The 14,832-nt window shown below is 59.4% G+C and carries 11 protein-coding genes; 8 read left to right on the forward strand and 3 right to left on the reverse strand.

From position 1 onward, the window contains the following. Positions 1-115 precede the first annotated feature (115 nt). Positions 116-1,576 (reverse strand): membrane-bound lytic murein transglycosylase MltF, encoded by a 1,461-nt coding sequence (gene mltF, locus L9059_RS17070; protein ID WP_247292147.1) that lies wholly within the window; start codon positions 1,574-1,576, stop codon positions 116-118. Between the two features lie 274 nt (positions 1,577-1,850). On the opposite strand from mltF, the gene purL reads away from it, so the two are divergent. The 8 genes from purL to L9059_RS17110 all read left to right on the forward strand — a co-directional run bounded on the left by purL (position 1,851) and on the right by L9059_RS17110 (position 13,558). Further along, positions 1,851-5,747 (forward strand): phosphoribosylformylglycinamidine synthase, encoded by a 3,897-nt coding sequence (gene purL, locus L9059_RS17075; protein WP_247292148.1) that lies wholly within the window; start codon positions 1,851-1,853, stop codon positions 5,745-5,747. 5 nt (positions 5,748-5,752) lie between these two features. After that, a complete protein-coding gene (locus L9059_RS17080; RefSeq protein WP_247292149.1) occupies positions 5,753-6,064 on the forward strand; it encodes a YqfO family protein in 312 nt (103 codons plus the stop codon). A 241-nt stretch (positions 6,065-6,305) separates the two neighbouring features. Further along, positions 6,306-6,584 carry a type II toxin-antitoxin system RelE/ParE family toxin gene (locus L9059_RS17085; protein ID WP_247292150.1) on the forward strand — a complete coding sequence of 93 codons (279 nt, stop codon included), beginning with the start codon at positions 6,306-6,308 and terminating at the stop codon, positions 6,582-6,584. A gap of 14 nt (positions 6,585-6,598) precedes the next feature. Beyond that, the gene (locus tag L9059_RS17090) at positions 6,599-6,886 is read left to right on the forward strand and encodes a HigA family addiction module antitoxin (RefSeq protein ID WP_247292151.1); all 288 of its coding nucleotides are present in this window, start codon (positions 6,599-6,601) and stop codon (positions 6,884-6,886) included. A 147-nt stretch (positions 6,887-7,033) separates the two neighbouring features. Beyond that, on the forward strand, positions 7,034-9,589 hold the full coding sequence (locus tag L9059_RS17095; RefSeq protein WP_428480280.1) for a type VI secretion system Vgr family protein: 2,556 nt from the start codon (positions 7,034-7,036) through the stop codon (positions 9,587-9,589). Continuing rightward, positions 9,586-11,616: a T6SS effector phospholipase Tle3 domain-containing protein gene (locus L9059_RS17100; protein ID WP_247292153.1), complete on the forward strand. Its 2,031-nt coding sequence runs from the start codon at positions 9,586-9,588 to the stop codon at positions 11,614-11,616. Before L9059_RS17095 ends, L9059_RS17100 begins: the two co-directional genes overlap by 4 nt. After that, positions 11,613-13,292 carry a type VI lipase adapter Tla3 domain-containing protein gene (locus L9059_RS17105; RefSeq protein ID WP_247292154.1) on the forward strand — a complete coding sequence of 560 codons (1,680 nt, stop codon included), beginning with the start codon at positions 11,613-11,615 and terminating at the stop codon, positions 13,290-13,292. The genes L9059_RS17100 and L9059_RS17105 overlap by 4 nt, the downstream gene beginning before the upstream one ends. Further along, positions 13,289-13,558 carry a PAAR domain-containing protein gene (locus L9059_RS17110; RefSeq protein ID WP_247292155.1) on the forward strand — a complete coding sequence of 90 codons (270 nt, stop codon included), beginning with the start codon at positions 13,289-13,291 and terminating at the stop codon, positions 13,556-13,558. Before L9059_RS17105 ends, L9059_RS17110 begins: the two co-directional genes overlap by 4 nt. A gap of 15 nt (positions 13,559-13,573) precedes the next feature. Here the strand turns inward: L9059_RS17110 and L9059_RS17115 are convergent, their stop codons facing one another. Next, positions 13,574-14,395: a M23 family metallopeptidase gene (locus tag L9059_RS17115; RefSeq protein ID WP_247292156.1), complete on the reverse strand. Its 822-nt coding sequence runs from the start codon at positions 14,393-14,395 to the stop codon at positions 13,574-13,576. A gap of 3 nt (positions 14,396-14,398) precedes the next feature. Beyond that, positions 14,399-14,832 (reverse strand): exodeoxyribonuclease VII large subunit (locus L9059_RS17120; RefSeq protein WP_282615507.1); only part of this gene is annotated, 434 nt, incomplete at its 5' end.

Consider the following 14,832-nt stretch of genomic DNA (forward strand, 5'->3'; position numbering starts at 1 on the left):
CAAAACACTGTGGGAGCGAGCCTGCTCGCGATAGCGGTCTGACAGTCACCATTTATGTTGACTGGAAGGACCTCATCGCGAGCAGGCTCGCTCCCACATTTGATACGTGCGGTCGTTAAAGCTGCGGCGAATCCTGGTTCGGCTTGGACTTGTCGATCCCCGGCACATGCAAATTGCCTTCAGCCACTTGATCACCTTCAAGCTGCGGCTGCGTCACCCAGGTCAGGATGTCGTAATAGCGGCGGATGTTCGCCACAAAGTGCACGGGCTCACCGCCCCTGGCATAACCGTAGCGGGTTTTGCTGTACCACTGCTTCTGCGCCAGGCGCGGCAGGATTTTCTTCACGTCCAGCCATTTGTTCGGATTCAGCCCCTCCTTGGCCGTCAGTTTGCGCGCGTCATCCAGATGGCCGCTGCCGACGTTATAGGCCGCGAGGGCAAACCAGGTACGATCGGGTTCCTTGATCGACTCGTCCAGTTGTTCCTTCATTTGGGCCAGGTACTTGGCGCCGCCCATGATGCTCTGCTTGGGGTCCAGGCGATTGGACACGCCCATGGCCTGCGCAGTGTTCTGGGTCAGCATCATCAGGCCGCGAACGCCGGTCTTGGATGTCACGGCCGCTTGCCACAGCGATTCCTGATAACCCACTGCCGCCAGCAGGCGCCAGTCGACCTTTTCTTTCTTGGCGTAGGATTTGAAGTGCTGTTCGTATTTGGGCAGACGCTGCTGCAAATGCTGGGCAAAGGTGGTGGCGCCCACGTAGCCGAGCACATCGACATGGCCGTAATAGCGGTCTTTCAGCCGTTGCAGGGTGCCATTCTTCTTCACCTTGTCGAGGTAGTCGTTGATCTCGTTGAGCAGGCTGTTGTCTTCGCCTGCCGCCACGGCCCAGCTCTGGTTGCTGGCGTCACCGAGGTCAAAGGCGACCCGCACGTTGGGGAAGTAGACCTGGTTCATCGCCACTTCGTTGGAGTCGACCAAGGTCAGGTCGATCTGGCCTTCATCGACCATGCGCAACAGGTCCACGACTTCAACCGCGTCGGACTCTTCGTATTCAATACGCGGGAACTTCCTTTTCAGCTCTGCCAGTTGCTCGGCGTGGGTGCTGCCCTTGAGCACCATGATCTTCTTGCCTACCAGATCTCCCGCGTCGGTAGGGCGTGATTGGCCGTTGCGATAGATGATCTGCGGGGTGACTTCCAGGTAGGAGTGGGAGAACCGCACCTGCTTTTTACGTTGCTCGCTGCTGACCAGTCCGGCAGCAGCCAGCACGGGGCCGTTGGGCTTGCCCACCTGATTGAATAGGTCGTCCAGATTTTCGGCGGTCTCGATTTCCAACTTGACCCCCAGATCGTCGGCGAAACGCTTCACCAGCTCGTATTCAAAGCCGGTTTCACCGCTGCGATCCTGAAAGTAGGTGGCGGGGCTGTTTCGGGTAACCACCCGCAGCACGCCATCCTCCTTTACACGCTCGAGTGTGTTGGGTTTATCAACACAGCCACCGAGCATCAGGAAGAGTCCGGTTGCGATCAGCCATTTGGCGTACCGCGGACGCAAAGCCGTTGGGGAAAACATCTGCGCAGTATACGCAAAGGACCACGAGCGCCATATCTCGACAGCAAAGGGCCAGTCTGTTAGAGCCGCGAAAAAACGCGCAAAACCCGCAGGAACAGGCTTTTACGACACTTCTTGATGGAAAAAATATCCGCCGAAGGCCTCCTGTTTCTGCTCTCAAACCCCGGCCCGACGTTCGGGTGCGGCCGTACGCACCGTTTCGGGTGATGTCGCGGGCGGTTTAGGCTAGAATGCACGGCCTCAAAGCACACCCCTTCCCGAGGCTGTCCCGAAGATGTTGATCCTGCGCGGCGCTCCTGCCCTTTCTGCCTTTCGCCACAGCAAACTCCTTGAGCAACTGAGCCAGAAAGTCCCGGCTGTCAGCGGCTTGTATGCTGAATTCGCTCACTTCGCCGAAGTCACCGGCGTCCTGACCGGCGACGAACAGCAGGTGCTCGCGCGCCTTCTGAAGTACGGCCCAAGTGTTCCAGTCCAGGAGCCGACCGGTCGTCTGTTCCTGGTGTTGCCACGTTTCGGCACCATCTCGCCCTGGTCCAGCAAAGCCAGCGATATTGCTCGCAACTGCGGCCTGAGCAAGATCCAGCGCCTTGAGCGCGGCATCGCCTTCTATGTTGGCGGCCAGTTCAGCGAAGCTGAGGCGCAGCTGATCTCGGACGCCTTGCACGACCGCATGACCCAGATCGTCCTGGCCAACCTGGAGCAGGCCGCAGGCCTGTTCAGCCACGCCGAACCCAAGCCCCTGACCGCGATCGACGTGTTGGGCGGTGGCCGCGCCGCGCTGGAAAAAGCTAATACCGAGCTGGGCCTGGCCCTGGCCGAAGACGAGATCGACTATCTGGTCAACGCCTTCGTCGGCTTGAAGCGCAACCCCCACGACATCGAACTGATGATGTTCGCCCAGGCGAACTCCGAGCACTGCCGTCACAAGATCTTCAACGCCAGTTGGGACATCGACGGCCAGAGCCAGGAAAAAAGCCTGTTCGGCATGATCAAGAACACCTACGTGATGCACAGCGAAGGCGTTCTGTCGGCTTATAAGGACAACGCTTCGGTGATCGTCGGCAACGTTGCCGGCCGTTTCTTCCCGGACCCTGAAACCCGCCAGTACGGCGCGGTGCAGGAGCCGGTGCACATCCTGATGAAAGTCGAGACCCACAACCACCCGACCGCGATTGCCCCGTTCCCGGGCGCGTCCACCGGTTCCGGTGGCGAGATTCGCGACGAAGGCGCAACCGGTCGTGGCGCCAAGCCAAAGGCCGGCCTGACCGGTTTCACCGTCTCCAACCTGCAGATCCCGGGCTTCGAACAGCCGTGGGAAGTGCCGTACGGTAAGCCCGAGCGCATCGTTACCGCGCTGGACATCATGATCGAAGGCCCACTGGGTGGTGCCGCGTTCAACAACGAATTTGGCCGTCCAGCCCTGACCGGTTATTTCCGTACCTTCGAACAATCGATCACCACCCCCCGTGGCGACGAAGTTCGTGGCTACCACAAGCCGATCATGCTGGCCGGCGGCATGGGTAATATCCGTGCCGAACACGTGCAGAAAGCCGAGATCACCGTTGGCTCCAAGCTGATCGTGCTCGGCGGCCCGGCGATGCTGATTGGCCTGGGCGGCGGCGCCGCTTCCTCCATGGCCACCGGCACCAGCTCGGCGGACCTGGATTTCGCTTCGGTACAGCGCGAAAACCCGGAAATGGAACGTCGCTGCCAGGAAGTTATCGACCGTTGCTGGCAACTGGGTGATAAAAACCCGATCAGCTTCATCCATGACGTCGGCGCGGGCGGTCTGTCCAACGCCTTCCCGGAACTGGTCAACGATGGCAACCGTGGCGGTCGCTTTGAACTGCGCAACATTCCAAACGACGAGCCGGGCATGGCCCCGCACGAAATCTGGAGTAACGAATCCCAGGAACGCTACGTTCTGGCCGTTGGCCCGGCTGACTTCGAACGCTTCCAGGCGATCTGCGAACGCGAGCGTTGCCCGTTTGCAGTCGTCGGCGAAGCCACTGCCGAGCCGCAACTGACGGTCACCGACAGCCACTTCGGCAATAGCCCGGTGGACATGCCACTGGAAGTGCTGCTGGGCAAAGCCCCGCGCATGCACCGTTCGGCCGTTCGTGAAAACGAACTGGGCGACGATTTCGATCCGTCGACCCTCGAGATTGCAGACTGCGTCGAACGCGTTCTGCATCACCCGGCCGTGGCGAGCAAAAGCTTCCTGATCACCATCGGCGACCGCACCATCACCGGCCTCGTGGCTCGTGATCAAATGGTTGGCCCGTGGCAGGTTCCAGTGGCCGACGTTGCCGTCACCGCCACCAGCTTCGACGTCTACACCGGTGAAGCCATGGCCATGGGCGAGCGTACTCCGCTGGCTCTGCTGGACGCTCCGGCGTCGGGTCGCATGGCCATTGGTGAAACCCTGACCAACATCGCGGCTTCGCGCATCAACAAGATCTCCGACATCAAGTTGTCGGCGAACTGGATGTCCGCTGCCGGTCACCCGGGTGAAGACGCTCGTCTGTACGACACCGTGAAAGCGGTTGGCATGGAATTGTGCCCGGACCTGGGTATCACCATCCCGGTGGGCAAGGACTCCATGTCCATGGCCACGCGCTGGAACGAAAACGGCGAAGACAAGACCGTCACCTCGCCGATGTCCCTGATCGTGACCGGTTTCGCGCCAGTGGCTGACATCCGTCAGACCCTGACCCCGGAACTGCGTATGGACAAGGGCACCACCGATCTGATCCTGGTCGACCTGGGCCGTGGCCAGAACCGCATGGGCGCCTCGATCCTGGCCCAGGTTCACGGCAAGCTCGGTTCGCAAGCGCCGGACGTCGATGATGCCGAAGACCTCAAAGCCTTCTTCGCCGTGATCCAGGGCCTCAACGCCGACGGTCACCTGCTGGCTTACCACGACCGTTCCGACGGCGGTCTGCTGACCAGCGTGGTGGAAATGGCCTTTGCCGGTCACTGCGGCCTGAGCCTGAACCTCGATGGTCTGGCAGAGACTTCCGCCGACATCGCCGCGATCCTGTTCAACGAAGAACTGGGCGCCGTGATCCAGGTTCGCCAGGACGCGACTCCAGATATCCTCGCGCAATTCAGTGCTGCCGGTCTGGGCGAGTGCGTGTCGGTGATTGGTCAGCCGATGAACAACGGCCAGATCAACATCACCTTCAACGGCGAAACCGTGTTCGAAGGCCAGCGTCGTCTGCTGCAGCGTACATGGGCTGAAACCAGCTACCAGATCCAGCGTCTGCGTGACAACGCCGACTGCGCCGAGCAAGAGTTCGACGTGCTGCTGGAAGAAGACAACCCAGGCCTGAGCGTCAAGCTGAGCTACGACGTCAATCAGGACGTCGCTGCGCCTTACATCAAGAAAGGCATCCGCCCACAGGTTGCCGTACTGCGTGAGCAGGGTGTCAACGGTCAGGTGGAAATGGCCGCAGCGTTTGATCGCGCTGGTTTCAACGCAATCGACGTGCACATGAGCGACATCCTGGCCGGTCGTGTCGACCTGAACGAGTTCAAAGGCCTAGTGGCGTGCGGTGGTTTCTCCTACGGCGACGTACTGGGGGCCGGTGAAGGCTGGGCCAAGTCCGCGCTGTTCAACAGCCGTGCTCGCGATGCGTTCCAGGGTTTCTTCGAACGTAACGACAGCTTCACCCTTGGCGTGTGCAATGGTTGCCAGATGATGTCCAACCTGCACGAGCTGATCCCGGGCAGCGAGTTCTGGCCGCACTTCGTGCGTAACCGTTCCGAACAGTTCGAAGCGCGCGTGGCGATGGTTCAGGTCCAGGAGTCGAACTCGATCTTCCTGCAAGGCATGGCCGGTTCGCGCATGCCGATCGCTATCGCCCACGGCGAAGGCCATGCCGAGTTCGCCAGCGAAGAAGCGTTGCTGGAAGCTGATCTGTCCGGTTGTGTGGCGATGCGTTTCGTCGACAACCACGGCAAGGTCACCGAGAAGTATCCGGCCAACCCGAACGGTTCGCCGCGCGGGATCACCGGGCTGACCAGCCGTGACGGTCGCGTGACCATCATGATGCCGCACCCTGAGCGTGTATTCCGCGCCGTGCAGAACTCGTGGCGGTCGGAAGACTGGAACGAAGACGCACCGTGGATGCGCATGTTCCGCAACGCGCGCGTGTGGGTGAACTAAGCCTCATGTTCAAGCTCGCTTTTTTCGTTCCGGCCAGCCACGTTGATGGGGTCAAGAGTGCTGTGTTCGCTGCCGGTGGCGGTCGAGTCGGTGCCTATGATCACTGTTCGTGGCAGGTCCTGGGCCTCGGCCAGTTTCGCCCGCTGGACGGCAGTCAGCCGTTCATTGGCGAGGCTGGCGAGGTCGAGCAGGTGGAGGAGTGGAAGGTCGAGCTGGTCGTGGCGGATGAGCTGATCGTGGCCGTGGTGGCCGCGTTGAAACTCAGTCACCCGTACGAGACACCGGCTTACGAGGTGTGGCGGCTGGAGGATTATTGATCTCTGGCTGCTGAGACAGGAAACCCGCTGGGCCAGTTTGGTCGGTGGGTTTTTTGTTGTCTGTAATCAAGAGGCTGACACCGGTTTCGGAGCGTTCCTACAGGTTTTTAGGGTTGTCCCTCGGAGCCCGTATCTCTAGTTTCTCGGGTTGGAGCATCTGAGTGACTGACGCCATGGAACCCGAACAAAAATCCTTCACTCAGCCATTGCGGAGTGTGATGTATCGCATCACAATCCTCCCATGATTGTTAGCTGGAAACATAAAGGCCTCAAGGCGTTTTATGAGACTGGTTCAACCAAAGGCATCAATGCGAATCATGCAAAGCGCTTGCGTCGACTGCTCCTCATCCTGGACAACGCCCGTCACTCAAGTGAACTGGACCTTCCAGGTTGGCGGTTTCATAGCCTGAAAGGAGATCTGACTGACTATTGGTCCGTCAGCATAAGTGGCAACTGGCGCATCATTTTTCGCATGTTCGACGACCACGTCGAGCTGGTTGATTATCTTGACTACCACTGAGCAGAGGCACCTGAATGGGTATGCACAATCCTCCTCATCCCGGCGAAATCTTGCTTGAGGACGTGGTTCCCGGCTTGGGAATCACCATCACTGAAATGGCTCGACGTCTCGGCTATGCCCGGGAAACTTTTTCCAGAATATTGCACGGCCACGCGCCGATCAGTCCCGATCTGGCCGTGCGTTTGGAGCGAGCCGGCATCAGCAAGGCCCAAACCTGGCTGTCGATGCAGATCAGCTACGATTTGTGGCAGGCGGAAAACCGCGAGCAGCCGGTGATCGAGCGGTTTGCTCGCGTCGACTGAGCCTCCATTATTTCCCTTTTCCCCATGTAAAAAAGGAAGCGTCCTACATACGGCTTGTTTCGATTAGCGTCCTAATTTGTGTGCTTGTATTTCCAGCGAAATGCAACAACCCGAGCACCCAAAAACCAGGTCGCAGGAAACTTGTTAATGGAACTAACAAAAATATTGTCGCCGCAGACTCGCCGTCTGATCAAGTTCACATCGGCCACTGACGGCGCGCAGGAATTGCTGTTGGAGCGCTATTCGGGCAGTGAAGGATTGTCCACGCTGTTCGGGTTCGAGTTGGCGCTGATCAGTCAGGATGCGCACCTTCCGCTCAAGACCCTGATCGGTCAGCCCGCCTTGCTGGACATCGAACTGGCGTGCGGTGGCGCTCGTTACATTCATGGCTATATCAGTCGTTTCAGCCTGCAATACAGTGACGGGGGGCTGGCGCATTATTCCGCAACATTGAGCCCCTGGTTGTGGATGCTCTCGCGGCGATTTGATTCGCGGATATTTCAAGAGCAAACGATCGAGGACGTCATCCGCCAGGTTTTTGCGGCTTATGGCGCGCTGGCCAACTTTACGTTTCGCCTGCAGCACCCGCTCAAACCCCACAGCTACATCACTCAATACCGCGAGAGTGATGAGGTTTTCGTCCTGCGCCTGATAGAGCGTGAGGGTTGGTTCTTCTACTTCGATCACTCGATGGATGGGCATCTGTTGGTCATCACCGACCAGTCCCGTCACCTGGAGGCGCTCGAGCAGCAACCGCAGATTCGTTACCACAGCGCTTCGGTCACCGAGACCGCCGACTCGATTACTCAATGGAGCAGCAACCGCATCCTGCAGTCTGGCTGCATGGCCATCCAGACATTTGACTACCGGCAGCCGCGCAACCCACTGCCGGTCAGCATGCCCAGCCTCAACGAACAGGGTGAGGTCCCGGCCTATGAAATCTACGATTTTCCCGGTCACTACAGTCACCCGTTACCCGAGGATGGCGAGACCCTGGTCCGGCATCGACTCGAAGCACTGGAAGTGCAAGCCAAAACGTTTCACGGGGCCAGCAACTGTCGAGCCATGCTGCCCGGTTACTCCTTTGAACTGACCGGGCACTTCGACCACGAGGATGATCCTGCGGTTGATCGACAGTTCCTGTTGCTGATGGTCGAGCACAGTGGCAGCAACAATTACTTGTCGCAGCAACCGGCGCAGTACCTCAATCGCTTCGTCTGCATTCGCCACAAGATCGCTTATCGCGCGCCAATCACCATTCCCCGCCCAACGATTCCTGGCCCCCTCACCGCCATCGTGACGGGCCCCGAAGGAGAGGAAGTCTTCACCGATGAGCTGGCACGGGTGCAGGTGCGTTTCCATTGGCAACGCAGCCAGGACCCGGCGCAATGCACCACCTGGCTAAGGGTCGCCATGCCCAGTGCCGGTGCCGGGTTTGGCCATCAGTTTTTGCCGCGCATCGGCCAGGAAGTGCTGGTGACCTTCCTGGGCGGTGACATTGACCGGCCCCTGGTGACCTCGGTGCTGTACAACGCCGATCATCGACCCCCGCGCTTCAGTAACGCCATGGGTTTGCCGGGCAATCGAACACTCTCCGGCATCCAGACCCAGGAACACAAGGGCAACGGCTACAACGAGCTGCTGTTTGACGACACCCCCGGTGCGTTGCGCGCCCGCGTGGGCACGACCCACCACGCCACTGCGCTAAACCTTGGCAAACTCACCACGCCCAGAACCGATGGGCGAGCCCAGGCCCGTGGCAATGGTGCCGAGCTTCGTACGGACGCCGCCATTGCCCTGCGGGCGGCCCAAGGCATGTTGTTGACCACCTACGCTCGCCACGATGCGCAGGGCTCGCAGCTCGACCGCGAGGAACTGCTGAAGCTGCTGGCTGAGTGTGGCGAGTTGTTCCAATCGCTGGGCCAGACCGCCGCAGCCCGTGGCAGCCAGCAGATTGATCGCCAGGGCATCGAAGCAGTGCGCCAGTCGTTGGATAAATGGCCTGCACCCGACAGCAACAGCGCGGGCGATGCCGTGTTGGCGCTGGCCGCCAAAGCGGGCATCACCAGCGCCACCCCTCGGTCCCAAGTGCACTACGCCGGTGAAAACCACGACACCACGGCCCAGGATCACCTGCAGTTGACCAGTGGCGCGGCTATGCACCTGAACGCGGGAAAAGGCATCAGCGCCTTTGCCCAGGATGCCGGCATCAGTGCCATCGCCAACCGCGGCAAGGTGCTCGTCCAGGCCCAGGAGGATGACATCACGCTCAACGCGCACAAGAACCTGCAGCTGTCGGCCACCCAAGGCGAAGTGGTCATCTGCGCGCCGACCATCCGCCTGGTAGCCGATGACGGCAGCTACATCAGGATCGGTGGCGGCATCGAAATGGGTACGAACGACAAAGTCCTGGTGCATGCCAGTGACCACGACTGGCTCGGCCCGAAAACCGACAGCGTTTCCATCCCGTCCTTCACCCGTGATCCGGCAGCGCAACGCCTGGCGTTTCACTTCCCGGGTCACGCTGGCAACAGCTCGCTAATGGCGGCTGACCACGCGTACCAGATCGAAGTGGGGGATGGCAGCGTGGTGCAGGGGCTGACGGATGCAGTGGGTTTGACCGAGCGGGTAGAGCGGGAGGTGATGCATCGCGGCAAGGTGAAGGCAACTCGTAAAACCGACGCCGGTGGAGAGAGCAAATGACCGACTCAAATGTTCACACGGTAGCGCAGGCTTCCTTTCGGTTGATCCTCAACTGCACCACCGAGCGCAAGTTGGAAGTGCCCGCAGATTTGCCTGGGGTGGTGATTTTCCTGCACGGGGTCAACGACCCGGGAGCGTCGTACGAGTCGGTGGAAACGGGATTGTGTCAGGGGGTGAATGAGCGGCTGGATCGGCCGGATCTCAGGGCAGGGCGGTATGGGGCTGATTACAGTCAAGCGCAAGCTTTACCGCGCGAGCAGCTCGAAGATGAGCACAGAACCGTGCTGGATGATCCCGATACCTACCTCTACCAGCGCGACACCACGAACCCCAGGACGCGTAGTTTGATGATCCCGTTTTACTGGGGATACCGGGCCGAGCCAGCGGAAATCAAGCGGGACGAAAGGGGTGATCCGGCCAGGCTTCGAAATCAGTTTCAGGACAAATTTCATAACCGCCTGGACCGTCACTTCGCCAAGGGCGGTGGTTTTTTCGCCAATGCCACCAATAATTTGCGGGAGATGTACGCGACTGGGTTCGCCGCCCAGGTGCGCCATTTGGCGCAACTGGGACTGCCCAACTCCCAGTACATGGGCAAGGGGCCGCATCGTCGATACTTTGTGTTGGCGGCGACCCGTCTGGCCATGCTGGTCAGTGAAATTCGCCGCGTCTCTCCCAATGAAACCATCACCATCATGGGCCACAGCCAGGGCACGCTGATCACCTTGCTCGCGCAAGCCATGCTGGTGGATCGGGGAGAGCGCTGCGCTGACTGCACAATCATGGTGGACTCGCCTTACTCAGTGTTGCCGGGCGCCACGCCAAAAAATTCAAACACCCTTCAAGTGCTGATCGATATCGTGCAACAGATCACCCAGGCACCTCACGCACAACCGTCCCTTGATGCCTTGCGCTGTGGCGTGCGGGGATACGGTGGCCGCTCTGGTCCGCGTTGGTCCCCTGAGCAGGGCCAGCGTTTAGGTGCCGACGGTAAAACCGTGGTATTTCCCGAGCGCGACAATCGCGGCAAGGTCTATCTGTATTTCTGCCCGGACGACACCACTGTTGCCCTGGATGACGTGCAAGGCATCGGCACATACGGCGTGCCCGACGAGTTACCCGATGGCGCGCCGGCCATGAATGCCTTGCAGTCCCTGCGCTTCTACCAGCGCCTGTGGACCAAGCGCCTGCGAGACGACCAGCCGGTTATGGTCGGCAAAGCCGCGCAACAGGAATGCATGCGAGCCAAGGGCGAACCGCGCTATCCAGGCGGTTGGTCAGCCACAGCCGTTGCTACGCGTGCGCCGATCGAGGAAGGCCAGGAGCGCAACATCAATGCCGAGCAATTGCACCCACCTCACGCACCGCAGATGTTCGGTGGCGAAGCGCTAACCGGCTCCACTCACAAGTCCGGTATGGACCGTCCCGATGCCGTCTCGCAAAACGCCGCCTTGGGCAATCCCAGCGCAGCGTTCAAATGGAAATTTGTGCAGAACCTGCCGGATCGGCTCGATGTGGAAGTCGTGCGCGAGCGTTGGAACAAGGGCAGGGAGCCCGACGACCAGACACAGGCCTTCCAACGAACCACAGTGTCCGGGATCGCGCTGCTCGGTACCCAGAATCACTACCGTTACGAACGCGAAGAAACGCCAAATGAAATTCGTGCGCGCATGGAAGTTGATACCAAGGAGTGGAGTGAAAACAGCTATCACTCGGCGGTGTTGCGCAGCCCGGAGAATCATCGTTGGGTGACTGCTATGGATATCGCGATCGGGCAGGCGAAGTGTCTGGATGATCCTGATATGCGGGAGGTGTTGGTGGCGATTGCGGATTGGAAGTTAGATGAAGATAGATTTGATCAGGTTAGCGGCTTACGTGGTTGGTCTCGGCTTAGTGCTGAGGCGCAGTCTTTGGTAGATGCCAGTTACCGTTATTACGACAAGGGTGTGTTTCCCTCGGATGAATTGGTGTCGATGACACCTCCGATGTTGCTCCAGGTTCCTTCAGCAAATGGAGGTGCGGAATGAGGGATCGCCGATACGACGAATCTCAGCGACCGAAGCTGAAGGGCTATTTATGGGGGGCAGCGATTCTCATCGCTATAGGGTTGGGGGTTTCAATATACGTGATTAGTGCGACGCCATTTGAAGATTGGAAACCAAAGGAGATGGGTGCATTTATGCGTTGGGGAATCGCAGGTATTTTTGGTGTACTGGTGTTGGTTTACAGCGTTCACTGGTTTGGGAATGCCGTTGCTTTTGAGAAGGAACAACTTGCAGCGTACAGATCAGAGCTTTTGGCTAATCAATCTGCGCAAATCGCTACCCACGAGCGTACGTATTCACTGGAAATACGAGGGGTGGGACTTGCGGTAAAAGGGTGGTATCAATCGTCGGTGTGGAGAGAAATTGAGAAAAAAGCAAACAATTTTGTCTCCATTTATTCGCGCAGTCCCGAGGATTACAATGCCTCGGTGACATCCAGGACCAACACCAGCCGGCTTGCGATCCGAGCTGCGTTTACGCATTCAGCTAGCGACGCAGTTGCGTATTGGCCGATTCCTGTATTTGCATTGGGGCCACCGGATCCTTTTGAAACAGGTTTCAAAGCCGCTGGCTTGATCAATTCTGGTCGAAATGCTGCCACCTTGGGCGTTACGCAATTTCTCTGGCAAGACGACGAGAACGCCCCTCACGCACAGGCGATGCTCGAGCGGCTATTCGTATTTTTTGACGAGAACCCGCAAGTGCCTCAAGCGCTGATAGCGAGTAGGGATGGGGATGTCCCACGGGACATTTACCGAAAGCCAGGTACTTCCGCAATGCAGAACGTCCAAGTTGTACCAACAGTTTTCGAAAGCGTCGCCGGTATTCTGGTCTCGCGTTCGGATCGTGTGGACCGTTATATCCGGCCTTTTGCAACCCAAGACTCGGAAGACAATCAAAACAAGAAGACGGACTTCGGCAAACTTTGGGCGTTCTACTGGGATCGCGACCGAGCGTTCATTGACTGGTATGAGAATGCACAGCGAGCAAAAGGGATTAAAAACCCAAGGGCTCCGAGCACCATGTCCTCAGCTTATTGGCAATCCCAACTCCCCACTCTCTGGAAAACCCTCAACAACCAAGGCCCCGGATACTTCGAGCCCTCCCCATGGTTGCCGGTACGCTGGGCCAACCATCAAGTCCAAGAGTTCGACCGTGCGCCGATCCTCGGCTACCTGCACCGCCCAATCAAAGTCCCGATGCGTGACGATAACGGCAAACTACTCAAACCCGCGCTCCAGGCGAAAGCCCTCCAAGCCGGCTGGCTACAGGCGCTCGAAACCCTGCCAAAGGGCGAAAAACCAGTTCGGGTTTTCTACGACAGCACCGACAACACCAAAGGTGAAATCGCCCTCACCATCGCACTGCACGGTCTAAACACCGATGGGCATGGCCTTGAGTTGGGCAACGTCGAAGAGGGCTACGACATCGGCCGTCGCTTGGGTAATACCGGTGTCAGCAGCGCCCTGGTCGAAATCAACCTTGCCACTATCGCCAGTTACAAGGACGGTGGAACCAGCGCGGTGGTTTACACCGGCGACGACGATAGCGTCACTGTACAAATGGTCCGCCCACCGGACGTAGCCCGCAAAGCGAAAAACCAGCAAACCCACGGCGTCGACCCCTTCGTCTTCCGCATGCCGGGACCAAGACCATGACTCATCCCATCTGCCTTGGCGATCCGACCAGCAGCGGTGGCATCGTCGTGTCCTGCCAGCTTTCGAACACTCATCGGCTCAATGGCAAGACACCCGCTGTTTTAGGTGACAAGGCCACCTGCCCATCGCATCTGGGCATTTTCACTTTCGTAGAAGGCCATCCACGCAGGCGCATGAATGGCATTCCAGTGGTGCTGGAAGGTCATCTGCTGTCCTGCGGTTGTCACGGTGTGGCGACTAATGCGTTGAACGTGCGGGTGGTGTGAGAGGGCCAACTTCACTCAAGGCTGAAACGCCCCAATGAAAATCGCCGGGTCCACTCGCGCATCATTCAAGCTCACATTCCAGTGCATGTGCGGGCCAGTTGCGCGGCCGGTGGCCCCGACTTTGCCGACTACGCCGCCGCGGGGCATTTGCTGGCCTACTTTCACGTCGATTTTCGACATGTGGCAGAACATGCTGATGAACCCCTGGCCGTGGTCGACGAACACGGTGTTGCCGTTGAAGAAGTAGTTGCCGATCAGGATCACCTTGCCGGCGGCAGGAGTCTTGATCGGGGTGCCGGCAGGCACGGCGAAGTCCAGGCCGGAGTGGGCGTTGCGTTCTTCGCCGTTGAAGAAGCGGCGCACGCCGAATTTGCTGGAGAGGGGGCCGTTGACCGGTTTGTCCAGCAGCAGGTTGCTCGGGGTGTTCGGGCTGAAGCTGCGGTAGGCCTGGATCTGTTCGGCCAGTTCGCCCTCGATGCGCTTGAGGTTGGCCGGGTTCGGATTGACCTGCTGGGTGTTTTTCAGGGTGATGTGCTGTTCCGGGTACTTCTTGGTGCCTACGGTGAATGTGAGGTTACGCCCACCGCTGCTGACTTGCTGGGTGCCCGGCTTGACCGTCAGCGGCACGCCGACGATGGCCAGCCAGTTGTTCTGTTCCTTGACCACCAGCACCGGTTTGCCCTGGTAGCTGGCCTTCGGCGCTTGGGCCGATGCTCCCAGATCCACCACCGCCACGCCGCCCGGCACCGGTTTGTTGAGCAGGCGGGTGATGTAGCTGTCGGCGTGGGCGTTGAAGGTAAGGCATAGCAACAACAGCGGTGCAAGAAAACGCGGCATGGATCAATCCAGTAAAGAAAGGGTGACGGGCGTCAGGTGATTGTCTTCGACCCGGACTTGCAACTCGCCTTCGCCCAGCCTGGCTTTGAGGCGCTGGCCGGTGTGGGTCTGGGCGGCGTTGCGGATCGCGTTGCCGCGTTCATCCAGCAGAATGCTGTAGCCGCGGCCGAGGGTCGCCAACGGGCTGACCACGTGCAGGGTCTGCATCTGGCTTTGCAGCTGCATGCGCCGGCCTTTGAGACCTTCGCGTATGGCTCGGGGCAGGCGCTCGGCCAGGCTGTCGAGGCGCTGGCGCAACATTGCCAACTGCCGACCGGGATGCTGGCCGGCGAGGCGGGTTTCCAGGCGGATCAAGCGTTCGCGACGGGTGTTCAGGCTGCGCTCGAAGGCGCGGCGCATGCGCATGTCCAGGTCGTCCAGACGCTGCGCTTGCTGGC

Origin of the sequence: Pseudomonas violetae, assembly GCF_023072615.1 — a bacterium.
Classification (GTDB): domain Bacteria; phylum Pseudomonadota; class Gammaproteobacteria; order Pseudomonadales; family Pseudomonadaceae; genus Aquipseudomonas; species Aquipseudomonas violetae.